The organism is bacterium, assembly GCA_030704665.1.
GTDB lineage: Bacteria > Patescibacteriota > Microgenomatia > Woykebacterales > RBG-16-39-9b > JAUYID01.
Genome location: JAUYID010000009.1, coordinates 565,387 through 579,129 on the forward strand (window position 1 = coordinate 565,387; position 13,743 = coordinate 579,129).

General features: G+C 44.5%; 8 protein-coding genes. 1 reads left to right on the forward strand and 7 read right to left on the reverse strand.

Annotated elements, in window-relative coordinates; all coding sequences use genetic code 11:
* Positions 1-26 precede the first annotated feature (26 nt).
* The 7 genes from Q8P13_03395 to uvrB all read right to left on the reverse strand — a co-directional run bounded on the left by Q8P13_03395 (position 27) and on the right by uvrB (position 12,122).
* A complete protein-coding gene (locus Q8P13_03395; GenBank protein ID MDP2671472.1) occupies positions 27-1,265 on the reverse strand; it encodes an excinuclease ABC subunit UvrC in 1,239 nt (412 codons plus the stop codon).
* Positions 1,266-1,277: 12 nt separating this feature from the next.
* Positions 1,278-3,215 carry a transglutaminase-like domain-containing protein gene (locus Q8P13_03400; GenBank protein MDP2671473.1) on the reverse strand — a complete coding sequence of 646 codons (1,938 nt, stop codon included), beginning with the start codon at positions 3,213-3,215 and terminating at the stop codon, positions 1,278-1,280.
* Between the two features lie 5 nt (positions 3,216-3,220).
* Positions 3,221-3,601 (reverse strand): response regulator, encoded by a 381-nt coding sequence (locus Q8P13_03405; protein MDP2671474.1) that lies wholly within the window; start codon positions 3,599-3,601, stop codon positions 3,221-3,223.
* A gap of 31 nt (positions 3,602-3,632) precedes the next feature.
* Entirely contained in the window at positions 3,633-5,684 is a 2,052-nt protein-coding gene (locus Q8P13_03410; GenBank protein MDP2671475.1) for a PAS domain S-box protein, read from the reverse strand.
* Positions 5,685-5,810: 126 nt separating this feature from the next.
* Positions 5,811-8,639, reverse strand: coding sequence for an excinuclease ABC subunit UvrA (uvrA, locus tag Q8P13_03415; GenBank protein MDP2671476.1), 2,829 nt, complete (start codon positions 8,637-8,639; stop codon positions 5,811-5,813).
* Between the two features lie 68 nt (positions 8,640-8,707).
* Complete coding sequence (locus Q8P13_03420; protein MDP2671477.1) at positions 8,708-10,081, reverse strand: class I SAM-dependent methyltransferase; 1,374 nt, start codon at positions 10,079-10,081, stop codon at positions 8,708-8,710.
* A 25-nt stretch (positions 10,082-10,106) separates the two neighbouring features.
* A complete protein-coding gene (uvrB, locus tag Q8P13_03425) occupies positions 10,107-12,122 on the reverse strand; it encodes an excinuclease ABC subunit UvrB (protein MDP2671478.1) in 2,016 nt (671 codons plus the stop codon).
* A 959-nt stretch (positions 12,123-13,081) separates the two neighbouring features.
* Here uvrB and lexA point away from each other — a divergent pair.
* Positions 13,082-13,702, forward strand: a complete 621-nt coding sequence (gene lexA / locus Q8P13_03430; GenBank protein MDP2671479.1) for a transcriptional repressor LexA — start codon at positions 13,082-13,084, stop codon at positions 13,700-13,702.
* The last annotated feature ends 41 nt before the right edge of the window (positions 13,703-13,743 follow it).

Below are 13,743 nucleotides of genomic sequence, written 5' to 3' on the forward strand. Positions count from 1 at the left end.
TTTTAACAAATATATTGACCAAAAGGCTACTCTAGCAAGGCTGCTTTGGTTGAGAGCTTGCGGTAAAAACTTATCGCAAAACGGTGAGCCTCATCACGAATTCGGGTGATGAGATAAAGAGCTCCCGAGTCTTTTGGCAAACGGAGCGGCGTAGTTTCAAAAAGATGAATTTCCTCATTACGCTTGGCCAAACCAATGACGGGTATTGCCAAACCAGCGTTCTCGATTTCTGTTTTTGCTGCACCAAGTTGCGTCTTGCCACCATCGACAATAATTAAATCTGGTTTCGCCCACTCATTTTTTAGCCGCCGCCGAATCACTTCTCCCATCATTCCCGGATCATTGGGAGAAGAAAAACCTTTAATCTTAAAACGACGGTATTGTCCCCGATCGACTTCTCCATCAGTTAAAACCACCATCGAACCAACCGGAAAAGACCCTTGAAAATTGGAAATGTCATAGCATTCAATTCTGCGCAAGTAGGTTTTCATCCCTAAAGTTTGAGCCAGTTCTTGCAGCTCCTTTTGGCGAATTTCCTTGATCGAAGAAGCTTCCAAATACTCATCGATTCGTCGTCGTGGACGAGTCACAAAATTAACCGCCTCGATTTTTCTCCTCGTTTCCTCTGCTTTTTCGTACTCAAGCTTACTCGAATAGGTTTGCATCTCTTTCTTAAGCTCTCGAACCAGTTTATTTTTGTTCCCCTCGAAAAAAAGTTTTAACTTGCTAATGTTCTTTTTATAGTCCTTTTCACTGATTTGGTTGGTGCAAACACCAGGACACAAACCAAGGTGGTAGAAGAAACAGGCTCGTCCTTGCCCTGGCTTGCAAGAGGTTCGGAAGGGAAAAACCTTCCGTAGACTTCTCAAAACCACGCGCAAACTTCGCGCTGATGGGTAAGGCCCAAAATACTCTTGAGCATCAACAAGCCCCTTTTTCCGTGCCAAAAGTACTCGCGGGAAGGCTTCTTTGACAATCTTTAAGTAAAGGTAGTCTTTGTCGTCTTTGAGTTGAACGTTAAAATCTGGATAGTATTTCTTGATTAAATTGGCTTCAAGGATGAGAGCTTCTGTTTCCGAATCAACTTCAATTGTTTCCAAACTCTTTGCCTCTCTCATCAGAATTTCTTGGCGCGGGGCAAGTCCAACCCGAAAGTAGCTGTTTAACCTTGATTTCAAGTTGGCGGCTTTGCCGACGTAGAGAACTTTACCCTTTTTGTCTTTGAAAAGGTAAACTCCGGGCCGGTTAGCACCGATCTTTTTCATGATGGTATTTTATCACTCTGGATCTTGAAGCTTGGGGAGTTTTTTTGGAAAGCGAATTTTATTGAAAATAGGTGGGTAAATCAAGAACAAGAAGACAAGACCAAGGAGACTAAGTAGAGAAACTGGGTTGACTGACAAAAAGAATGGTTTGACCAAGGCGGTCTGGTTGAACTCCTGCCTGGTTTCCTCTTTTCCAGCAAAACCAACAACCGCTACTTTAATACTTTGCTTTTTTGTGCTTATTAAACTACCGGTGTTTAGTTTTATATCATAGGTTTTACTTTCGAAAGGCAAAAAAGCCTCTTCCTCAACAGTGTTGGGCGAGTTCAGTCTTGCTCCGGGAACTTCAAAGTAAATTTTTGGTCTCAAAATTGCCTGCCCGGTCGGGTTTTTGATCGTAACTTTGGCACTTGAAGGTAAACCACCCAGAACATTGTTAAGGTTGAAAGTAGCCTCAAGTCTCGGTTCTGGTTGGGGTGGTTCGGGTGCAAAAGACACCTCCAGATCATCGTTTTCGGCTCCGGTTATTTTATAGCCTCCAGCTGGTATTGGAGTTTGGCTGGAAAGACCGTGAATCGCAAAAACGATGTGGTTGGTATCAAGTTTGTCAAAGTAGTTCACTCCCCCGGTAGTAGATCCCCAAGTCGGGTCGATTGCAATCCAGCGCTTTTCGTCTTGATCGTAATATTGCGGCCAGGCGTGGAGAATGTTTGTCGCTGACAAACCACCAACTTTGATCGGACGAGTATCAGTGTTGTCGGTGTAGGCATAGCCTTCTAACTCGCGAGCTGGAATTCCCGCGGCCCGTGCCAAAGCGATGAAGAGATCGGTATAGTCAGTACAGATTGCATTGGTCGGTTGTTGCAAAGCCTTGACTGCCCCGAAACGATCCGTTGTTGGCTGATCGAGCCTCTGGTAGTTGTATTTCAACAGTGAGGTCACATAGTTGTAGATATTACGAGCAGTTTTCAACTCCTTAGCTTTTTTCTGGATCATCGAATTCTCAACTTCCCAGTACTTCTGAGCCACTAAGTACTTTTTCAGTTCTGCCTCACTAGAGGCTTGAACTGTTTGTAGTTTTTCGGTTTGGTCGGAAAGTCTGGCAAAACCCTCGACTTCTATTTCCAGCTGAGCACGTCCTTTGATCGAATACTCTGCCAAATAATTTCCGTCCCCATCCAAATAGAGTCTTTTGGGTTGCGGAGAAATTCTTGAAATCAGAATTTGCTGCTGATCAGTATCCGGAGGAAGAGCAATAGTTCCAAGAGCGGAAAGAAGATTGTTGTTTTTGAGACGGTATTTTAGTTTGAGCTTAAACTGCTGGGTTGAGCCAAAAAGAGCCGAGATATTGGAATCTTTATCTGCTTTACCAAATTTGTAAGTTCCTTGAGAAGAGTCAACCTTGCTGCTAGCTGGATCAGGGGTGATAGAGTGCAGAGGCCCAAAACTTTTCGGGACGATCAGACTCAGTTGGTAACTATCAACTTGCTCGGGCGTGGCCACTTTGGGTAAATTAACTTCCCAGATCAGACCATGCTTGATAGCCAGATCGTCAATAGTGTAATTGATTGTTATCCGGGCAGTTTTGCCCAAACCAACCACAATTTCTTTGGCAATTGCTTTGATAGTGGTGGAAGTTTTGTTTTTTTTGGTTGTAACTGCAAGAACGCCGGCCCGGTCTGTGGCGGAGACTGCTGAAACGCGGGTTGAACCAATCGTCAAGCCGTACTCCTGAATTCGATTGTCTTCAGTCTTGTTTTTGAAAGTTACCGTTTGCTTGACCCGAGCTCGACCGGAGCTGTCAAATTTGAAAGTTATATCGTAGCTAGTACTAAAACAATCGGCTCCTTCACAAGCAAAAACTTGAGTCGGTTGAAAAAAAGGGAAAAGAAGTGAAAACGTTAGTAATAGAGGCAGGAAAATTTTTTGCAGATATTTTTTAGGAAACATTACCTTCAATCTTTGACCCAATTTTTTACTTTAGAAGAAATTTGTTCGGGTGAGAATTGAGATTTTATTAAATATTCATTGGCTCCCAAAGTTAGGCCCTTTTCGATCATATCTTGTTCATCAAAATTGGAAAGAATAACTACAGGAATATCTTTTGTTGCTTCTTCGGCACGTAAATGCTGGAGAACTTCAAAGCCATCCATCTCCGGCATTTTGATGTCAAGGTAGATCAGATCAGGTTTTTCTTTCAGCGCCTTGTCTAGACCTTCTTGACCCGACTCGGCGGTAAACACTGTATAGTCATCCAAAGTAAGCTTTAGTTTGTAAAGCTCCAAAACTTCCTTCTCGTCTTCAATTAGCAAAACCTTGATTTTTTCTTCAGCCATTAGAGTAAAAGGTGAGAAAAGTCTAGCATAATTAGCTTTGCAACGCAACCACAGGCAACCCAAAAGAAAAAACGCTCCCGCTTCCCGGAGTAGAAACCAAAGTCAGCCGACCACCGTGCATCTCAACTAGTGATTTGACAATGAAAAGACCCAAACCGGTACCGCGATTTTCTTTAATGTAGCTACCAGGAACTTGCTGAAATTTTTCAAAAATCTTCGCTTGCAAAGAGGGGGGAATCCCGACCCCATTGTCCTCAACCACAGTAACTATGTTTTCCGTCTCAATTTGAGTCCGAATTTTTACTTTACCGTGCTCCCGATTGTATTTGATTGCATTGTCAATCAAATTCATCAAAACTTGCTTCATTTTGTCTCGATCCACCAAAACCAGTTTTCCGTCCGAACCCCGGTCCAAGTCAAGATCCAAATCAATTGCTAGTGAGTCCGCCAAAGGTTTCATCTCGGTAAAGACTTCACGGATCAATTCAGTCAAATTAACTTTGCGCAAACGCAATTTAAGTCTTCCTTCCTCAATACGGGAAACGTTTAGCAATTCTTCAACTAGACCAGTCAAGCGCTTAGTTTCCTTGTAAACTTTTCTGATCGCTTCAAATTGCTGGTGACGAGCAACCTCTTCGGCCGGATCACCCAAATCTCCATTTAGTATTAAAGACAAATAACCGTTGATCACGGTCAACGGGGTACGCAATTCATGCGAGGCAATTGAAACAAATTCTGATTTAGCGACGTCAAGTTCTTTCAAACCAGTGATGTCACGAATCACGCCAATACACTGAATGACCTTTCTGTTTTCACCTAAAATTGGTGTGTAGGACGTTCCCACCCATCTTTCGGTTCCCTCTGGAGCGCTGTGAATGTGCTCGTCATAAGGAATTGGCTCAAGAGTCTGATAAACTTTTCTGGCTGGAGAAAATTCGGGAAAGTAGTGTCCATGGGCATCGTGGCAACCAAAAACTTCATAGGCGTATTTGCCGATTGCTTCCTTTTCTTCAATTCCGGCCATCAACTCACAAGCTCCGTTCATGGCTAAGATTTTCATATCCTTGTCCATAATATAAATTCCTTCTTCGACATTTTCAAAAATTGCCTCCCAACGGTTTCTTTGTCTTTCAACCTCAAGTAAGTTTTGGCCAATTTCTTCAGCTTGCGCTTTGAGAATGCTAACATCTCGAAAACTACCGATCATTCCCAAAACATTTTTCGCCCGGTCAACAATTGGGATATAGTTTGCCTCGATGTACTTGACAGGGTGAGAATGAACCTTAATCATGATGTTGGTCACTGCTTGACCAGAAAAGACTTTCTTCTGCGTCTCCCAGCTATCATCCGATCTTTCCTGGAAATGGGCGAAATACTTGTCCCGATGCTTAAGGATCTCCTCCCTAGTGACTCCAACCAGGCTAGTTTTTATTCCAAAAAGTTTTTCGAGAGAAGGGTTGGTATAAACAACTCTCCCTTCTTTGTCGTAAAGAGTTAATCCATCTCGTGTGTGGTTGTAAATCAAATCCATTTTGTTCTTCTCTTCTTCCAAGTGATTTTCGATCCGCTCTCTATCTTCTATTTCTCTTCTCAAGGCTTCGTTAGTTTTCTGAAGATCAACAGTTCGATCAAAAACTCTTTTTTCTAGTTCCGCATGGGAGATTTGTAGCTCTTCTGCAACACGCTTCTGTTCAGTAACATCAGTGGAAACCACCGTGAGGGCAACAATTTTTTTGTCTTTTCGAATTGGACCCACATTACTGCGATACCAAGCCTTTCCCCCCTCAAAGGCTGGTCCCTCAACTTCGTAAGTCTGGGTTTTCCCAGTCTTGAAAACTCGGGCAAAGGCCTTTTTCATGATCGGTCGGTATTCTTTGTCCACGTAGTCAAAAGAGCTTGAACCAAGTACTTGTTCGTATGTCAGACTCGGGACCAGACGATTAATGAATTGAATTGCACCTTTGCGGTCAACTGTAAAAATGAAGTCGGGGACGTTTTTGACAACAGAATCAAAAAGCTCCTGGGTAAGCGTCGGGGTTTTTTCAGAGGCTGGCTCTTTTTTAGTTTTTTCGCTTCTTTTCATTGCTGGAAGTTTCTTCACCAAAAACTAACCATCTAGGTGGTTATTTTACAACTATCTTACAACCTTTTGTTATAGCCCTACTATAAACTTATTTTCTTGGGAAATCAAGCAGGAGAGTTGTAAAATTTATTTTTGGCTGACCAAAGGCTTTAAATAAGCTCCGGTAAAAGACCTTGCTTGCTTGGCAATCTTCTCCGGCTCCCCACTTGCCACTAGTTCCCCTCCCCGTACACCACCTTCTGGCCCCAGGTCAATGATCCAATCGGCAGTACGAATCACGTCAAGGTTGTGCTCAATGACGAGAACACTGTTTCCCACTTCAACCAGTCGGTGTAAAACAGTCAGAAGATTTTCAATGTCAGCAAAGTGCAGCCCAGTGGTTGGCTCATCGAGAATATAAAGCGTCCCACCAGTACTTCTTTTGGCCAACTCAGTTGCCAACTTAACCCGTTGGGCTTCCCCACCCGAAAGAGTGGTCGCCGGCTGACCCAAGCGGATATAGCCAAGTCCAACTTCATCTAAAGTTTTTAGTTTCGAGGAAATAGCCGGAATGTTTTCAAAAAAACTGACTGCTTCGGAAACAGTCATGTTCAAAACCTGAGAAATGTTTTTACCTTTGTAAAAAATTTCTAAAGCCTCACGGTTGTAACGCGCCCCAGCACAAACTTCGCAAGTCACGTACACATCCGGCAAAAACTGCATCTCTACCTTGATAACACCATCCCCTTGGCAGTTTTCGCACCTTCCTCCTCTGACGTTAAAAGAGAACCTACCAGGTTGGTAACCCCTGGTTCGGGCTTCAGCGGTTTTTGAAAAAATGTCCCGAATGTAGATAAAAGCTCCGGTGTAAGTTGCTGGATTCGAACGTGGGGTACGACCGATTGGGGACTGGTCAATGGCAATGACTTTGTCAATCTTTTCCGTGCCAAGAATTTCTTTGAAAGCTCCGGGTCGGTCCTTGGCACGGTAAAACTTCGCGGCCAGTGCTTTGTAAAGGATGTCCCAAATTAAAGTTGATTTTCCTGATCCAGACAAACCGGTGACGCAAACAAATTTGCCAAGCGGAATTGAAACATCAATTTTTTTCAAATTGTGTTCGGCAGCACCAACTATTTTGATCTCACCTACCTCAGCTCTTTTCTTCGCAAAACTTTTTCGGCTCACCACTTTTTTCCCAGAGAGAAACTCTCCGGTGATTGATTTTGGGTTCCTGGCGATATCATCTGGTCTTCCTTGGGCAACAATTTCCCCACCGTTTTCACCTGCTCCCGGACCAACGTCGACGACCCAATCCGCAGCCCGAATTGTTTCCTCGTCGTGCTCAACAACAATGACGGTGTTGCCCAGTTCTCGCAGTTTTTTCAGAGTCTCAATGAGCTTTGAATTATCTCGCTGGTGTAAACCAATCGAAGGCTCGTCAAGGACGTAAAGAACACCCGAAAGCCCAGAGCCGATTTGGGAGGCAAGACGAATTCTTTGTGCTTCTCCTCCGGCCAAAGTCGCCCCAGTCCGGTTTATAGTCAAATAGTCCAAACCAACATTAATTAAAAATTTCAACCTTTCCTGAATCTCTTTTAAAACTTGTTTCGCTACCAAAGCTTCATTTTCTGCTAGTTTAAGATTGCTGAACCAGTCCGAAACTTGAGAAATTGCTAGTGCGGAAACTTCAACAATTGATTTATTCTTGATAGTAACAAAGGCAGCTTCTTTTTTTAAGCGACTACCGAAGCAAAGGTCACATACTTCCTCCCGCATGTATTTTTCAATTTCCTTTTTGACCCAATCACTTTCTGTTTCCTGATAGCGGCGTAGCATCTCAGGAACCACTCCTTCAAAAGTAGTTGAGAAGCGGATATTGCGCCCGAAGCGGTTGCGTCCAGAAACTTCAAGAACATCCTGCGAAGAGCCGTACAGAACTTTGTCTAGGATATCTTTGGGCAAATCTTTGATTGGAGTACTTAAAGAAAAGTTTAGCTCGGTGGCGAGAGCCTCGAGGCGGCGGGCGGTCCAGTTGTCATGGGCAAGAGTTCGGCTCCAGGGAATGATTGCCCCCTCGCTGATTGATAAAGTCTTGTTGGGAAGAACCAGCTCGGGATCAACCGTAAGTTTGGTCCCCAAACCAGAACAGCCCGGACAAGCCCCGTGGGGTGAATTAAAAGAAAAAGTTCTTGGCTCAAGTTCGGGCAAAGAAACGTCGTGCTCGGGACAAGAAAATTTCTCTGAAAAAAGCCGATCCTTTTCACCTTCAACGTTGATATGAATCAAACCCTCCCCAAGTTTAAGAGCCACTTCAACCGAATCAGTCAGCCTCTGTCTTTCAATCGGCAAAACCAGTCGATCCACGACAACTTCAATGTTGTGGATTTTGTAACGATCAAGACTAGGAGTTTCGTCAATTTCGTAAACTTTCCCATCGACACGGGCTCGTACAAAACCCTTTTTCTTCAAATCCAGGAAAACCTCGTCATAAATCCCCTTCCTGCCTTTGACGATTGGGGCAAGTAGCAAAATTTTCTTGTCCTTTTCTAGACTCAAAATTTGATCAACTATTTCCTGAGTTGACTGAGCTGCTATCTCCTTTCCATCCACCGGGCAATGAGGATGCCCAACTCGAGCCCAAAGCAAACGCATGTAGTCATAAATTTCGGTGATGGTGCCAACTGTCGAACGTGGGTTTTTCGAAGCCGACTTCTGGTCAATAGAAATTGCCGGTGAAAGCCCTTCGATCTGATCGACATCGGGCTTTTCCATCAAACCTAAAAATTGGCGCGCGTAAGCTGAGAGAGATTCAACGTAGCGGCGCTGCCCTTCCGCATAAATCGTGTCGAAGGCGAGTGAACTTTTCCCCGAACCGGAAATGCCGGTGATAACAACCAAAGAGTTTTTGGGAATTTCTAGATTCACATTTTTGAGATTGTGCTCACGGGCGCCGCGAATGACGATTTTGTCTACCATAAAAAGAGTAAATAAGCCGAAAAATTCTACCAGAAAAAGCAAGTTGAAACAATATCTAGGAGCTAAGTCTAATGTTTTTTAATAACAAAATAGGCAAGATTAGGTTCTTCGGTAAGAGTATCAATTTTGCGAAAATCGTCACGATAAACCCCTTCGAGAGATACGCCCTTAATTTTTTCAACTACAAATAGTACCTCTCTTAAGTACCACATTTTTTCTGTCATTGACTCACGTTTCCAATCTGACCAGGCACCGTCAGGATCACGAGTTCTTATAAAAACATCAAAGTTAATAAAGTTCTTTTTTGTGTCCTGATGGTTCAGCCAAATTCGGTGAAACCTCTCAGTCGCGAAGATAGTAATTGGTTGGGAATAAAAATCAATTTGCCAGCCTTGGAAAGTCCTGATATCAAAGACCAAAATTCCGTCTTTATCCAAAATATTTACTAATCGTGAAACCATCTCCTCAAGTTGTATCGGATTTAAAGCAAAATTTGAACTGTAGTCAGTCCAAACTACCGCCGCTGCAGGTTTGTCAATACTCACAGTTCGTATATCAGCCTCGAAAAGTTCAATGTTCGGATAACCAGCACTTAATCTAAAGGCTTCGGAAAGCATAGGTCGAGAATTATCAAAAGCTTTTATTTTGGAAAAACCCTGTGAAACTAGTTGTCTTGCAAGTGCTGCCGTACCGCAAGCCGCCTCTACTACCAACGCATCTTTGGGAATTTTATAACTTTCAAGAATTTCTTTGGCAAACCTTGCTACACCAGATTGTATATAATCTGGACTATCCTCATTGTAAACAGGGGCAAAAACTGCCCAGGCCGGCTGTTTTTTGAGAGATCCAAGCTTCTTTTCAATTTCAGCAGCTACTTTTTCGGGGTTTGTATCTGCCTCTCTAGCCCATTCCCCAAACTGTCCTGGCTCCTGCTTGGCGAGCTGTCGAAGTCTTGCTAAAGCAATAGAGTGGAGACTATCCGCCGAAGTATCTAAAGTCTGCATTGAGTTTTCGGAACGCCCGCTTAAAGCGTTTTTCAAGAAGCCCGCTACAATTCCTTTGGCTTCTTCTTCAGTTTCATAGGAATTACCTTGAAGCAAGTCATGGGTAATATAAGAACTGAAATCTTTGCCTTGAGCTAAAATTAATGTTGGTTTATGAAAAAGCAGGGCCAGCGTTAACTCATGACCCACTCTAATATCTTCTTCCGTTGCTTCGATAATTACCACATCAGCAGAGGCAATTCCTTGCCTAATAAAGGCGTAATGGGCTTGTTCTTTATTTAAGCCTTGGCGCTGTAGTTTATCGAGAGAAGCAAAATACCGATTAGTGTCTTCAGGGGTAATAACCCGATCACTTTTCCTAATAGTAGCAACAATAGCATCTATAAAGGTTTGATAGTGTTTTTTGCCGGAGAACGGAGTCGTGAAGAAAACATTCATAATACAAAAACTATAGCATAGGGAACTAGATCTTTTTCCCCTGAGCAGTGATTGTCTTTGGAACCGCAACCTCTTCTTTTTTAAGTTCCATGATTTGGTCGCGGATCAGTGCGGCGCGCTCAAACTGCAGATCTTCGGCTGCCGCTTTCATCGTTGCTTCTAGATCCTTGATCAGTTTTTTGACTTGATCAGCGGGAACTTTGGTCAGATCCAGTTCTTCAACTGTGGTTGCCTCCGGCTGGATCTCACTCAAACGCTCCCCAATGTCATGCAAGGCTTTTTCGACAGTTGTCGCGGTGATGCCGTGGTCTTCGTTGTATTTGATCTGAACCGCCCGCCGCCGGTCAGTTTCGCTGATAGCTTCCTTCATTGAACCAGTGACTCGGTCAGCATACATTATTACTTTAGAATTAACTCGACGAGCCGCCCGTCCGATAGTCTGGATTAATGAAGTTTTGTTGCGCAGAAAGCCTTCTTTGTCCGCATCCATGATCGCCACCAGAGAAACTTCAGGTAAATCCAGTCCTTCTCTGAGCAAGTTCACCCCAACTAAAACATCATAAATTCCCCGCCGCAAATCTTTCAAAATCTGAACTCTCTCGAGCGTATCAACCTCAAAATGGATGTACATGACCTTGATCTCCCGTTCCTGAAGGTATTCGGTCAAGTCTTCGGCCATCCGCTTTGTTAAGGTTGTCACCAAAACTCTCTCGTTTTTCTTGACCCTTTGGTCAATTTCGGAGATCAAATCGGGAATTTGCCCTTTGGTGCCTCGCACTTCAACTTCAGGATCAACCACGCCGGTCGGACGGATGATCTGCTCGACCACTTGAGTAGATAAAGAAATTTCGTAGTTCTGCGGGGTGGCGGAAGTGTAAATCACTTGGTTGAGTTTGCGGAAAAACTCATCGTAGCTCAGAGGTCGGTTGTCCAGCGCCGAGGGCAAACGGAAACCGTGATCAATCAAGGTTGTTTTCCGTGCCTTCTCTCCGTGCCACATTCCCCGTACCTGCGGCAAGCTCATGTGTGATTCATCGACAATCAGTAAAAAATCTTTGGGAAAATAATCTATCAGTGTGTACGGCGCCTCACCTGGCGCTCGATGATCGAAATAGCGTGAATAGTTCTCAATTCCGTTGCAATAACCCAGCTGCTCCATCATTTCCAAATCATAGTTGGTTCGCTGTTCCAATCTTTGCGCCTCAACCAATCTGTCATTCTTTTTTAAATACTTCAGCCTTTCGGCAAGTTCTGCTCGAATTTGCTTGATTGGGCTAGCAATATCTTCCTCCTCCATCTGATAGTGACGGGTGGGAAAAATCAAAATTTCTTCAAGCTCTTCTTCGAGATCAAAGCTAGTCGCGTTGAGTTTACTTATTTTTTCAATTTCATCACCGAAAAAACTGACGCGGAGAGCAAACTGTTCGTAGGCGGGATAAAGCTCGAGAATGTCCCCTTTGATTCGAAAAGTTCCACGCCGCAGATCAGTATTGTTGCGCTCGTACTGCAAATCAATCAAGCGTTTGGCCAGGTCTCCAAGTAAAAATTTCTGGCCTTTCAACAAACCCACTGTGCTTTGGCGGTAAGCAACTGGGTTGCCCAAGTTGTAAATGCAGGAGACTGAAGCGACAATAATGACGTCTTTCCTGGTCATTAGGGCTTTGGTTGCCGCCAAACGCAGTCGGTCAATTTCCTCATTGATATCGGCATCTTTTTCAATGTAAAGATCGATTTTGGGAACATAGCTCTCGGGCTGATAATAATCATAGTAACTGACAAAATATTCCACCGCGCTTTCAGGGAAAAACTCGCGAAATTCCGCAGCTAGTTGAGCGGCCAAAGTCTTGTTGTGGGCTAGAACCAAAGTTGGCTTCTGGATCTGATCAATGACATTGGCAATCGTGAATGTTTTGCCCGTACCCGTGGCTCCAAGCAAAGTCTGGTGTTTATCGCCGCGTTGGATTCCGGCCACAAGTTTTTCGATCGCCGCTGGTTGGTCTCCGGTAGGAATAAAGGGCGCGTGCAGTTTAAATTTGCCCATTGGAATTTCTATTGTAGCTCAGAAGTAAAGAAGTACAAGAAGTGAGGAAGCGCAGCCAGAGGAAGTGTAACATTGAGTTTCCTCTTTGTTCACTTTTCTAGCTGCGCTCGTGCATCAGTGGCGGACCCAGGATAAGTCGCTGAACCGGCCACGTGTTGCTTAGTTGGCAGGAGTCTGAGTGTACTTTCCGAACTGAACCCAGACCAGCTGCGACCGCGAATGCTGAAAGCATCCCGATTCCGTAGTCCCTCTCCTGCCTTCTGCTTTCACTTTGGTACGGAGGTTAACCGCCAACAGCACCAAAGTTTCCGCCTTTCTCACTGGAAGCAACAGATTTTGGTCGCTCAACCAGGTTGTAGTTGGGGTGGAGTCAGCGGCTGCCTTCGAACGCAATCTCTCATAGTTGCACTCATTGGCGCACAGACCTGACTCCCCGAAAGAACGGCCAGACAGGAGGTCCTGTCGGCACGGAAAAAGCGGATGAAGAGACTGGCTAGTAACTCTCAAACTTGACGGGTTCGGAAAGTGCGGGCGTGGTGCCCTTGAAGCGCAGTCTCGTCTCCGGTCTCAAATCCAAAGGTCACCGCTGCCGAGGATTTTCATCCATAAGCGGCGACACGTCAGATTGATCCCAAATTTCTTCCGAACTCTATTATAGCGCAGGAAGTCAAAATTTAAACCCCAAAAACTGATCTGGTTTGGTTGTGAAAAGAGTCTTTTTGCCTGAGTTGACAGACGACCAAAAAAGAGACGACAATATAACCAGAAAAGACACGAATGACCTGCCACGTACCAGATCAAAAAAATGTAAGTCTAATTCAACAAAGCGAATTAACTTACAGTCCGGGGCTAGGTTGAAAGTTACCAAGGAAAGTCTCGGTGCATGGCCTGCTCGGGGCCCATTCGATTTTCCTCTTTATTAAACTTAAATACTTGCCCGAGCAAAGGAAGGGTTTTATATGGCTCCTGTTCTTTACCGACGCCAGCGAGATCTGGTTGAATTTGTCTCTCAATTTATGCAAAAAAATGGTTATGCCCCGACACTAGCTGAAATATGCGACGGTCTTGGTTTGCGCTCCCCAGCTACAGTTCACGAACACATTGCCAATTTGATCCGAAAAGGGGTTTTGAAAAAAACTGAAGGCACTCGCCGTGGTATTGAGGTAGTTGATCAAAGGGCGATGGGCTGGGTCCCGGTTGGGGTGGAACTTCCCCTCAGCGGGCGTATTGCTGCCGGTCAGCCCATTGAGGCCATTGACGATCCTGCCTCAACGATCACGGTTCCGGCCGACCTGGTCGGCAACAAACGCTCCTTTGTTCTTCAGGTCAAAGGCAATTCCATGATTGAGGCAGCCATTCTCGATGGCGATTTTGTCGTCTGTGAACAAGTTGAAAGCGCCGACAACGGCGAAATCGTTGTGGCTCTACTGAACAACGGCACCTTTGCCACACTCAAGCGTTTTTTCAAAGAAGCTGACCACATCCGTCTTGAACCAGCCAATTCAACCATGAACCCACTCATTGTCCGCGATGTCCAAATCCAGGGTAAAGTAGTTGGGGTAATTCGTAAGTATCACTAACAGCGGGTAACCACCTCCTTCAATCCTGATACTTGATACTT

Excerpts from the sequence above, each read along its gene's own strand:
- Q8P13_03395 (MDP2671472.1), bottom strand. The coding sequence starts at position 1,265 with ATGAAAAAGATCGGTGCTAACCGGCCCGGAGTTTACCTTTTCAAAGAC.
- lexA (MDP2671479.1), top strand. The coding sequence starts at position 13,082 with ATGGCTCCTGTTCTTTACCGACGCCAGCGAGATCTGGTTGAATTTGTC.
- Q8P13_03405 (MDP2671474.1), bottom strand. The coding sequence starts at position 3,601 with ATGGCTGAAGAAAAAATCAAGGTTTTGCTAATTGAAGACGAGAAGGAA.
- Q8P13_03400 (MDP2671473.1), bottom strand. The coding sequence starts at position 3,215 with ATGTTTCCTAAAAAATATCTGCAAAAAATTTTCCTGCCTCTATTACTA.
- uvrA (MDP2671476.1), bottom strand. The coding sequence starts at position 8,639 with ATGGTAGACAAAATCGTCATTCGCGGCGCCCGTGAGCACAATCTCAAA.
- uvrB (MDP2671478.1), bottom strand. The coding sequence starts at position 12,122 with ATGGGCAAATTTAAACTGCACGCGCCCTTTATTCCTACCGGAGACCAA.
- Q8P13_03410 (MDP2671475.1), bottom strand. The coding sequence starts at position 5,684 with ATGAAAAGAAGCGAAAAAACTAAAAAAGAGCCAGCCTCTGAAAAAACC.
- Q8P13_03420 (MDP2671477.1), bottom strand. The coding sequence starts at position 10,081 with ATGAATGTTTTCTTCACGACTCCGTTCTCCGGCAAAAAACACTATCAA.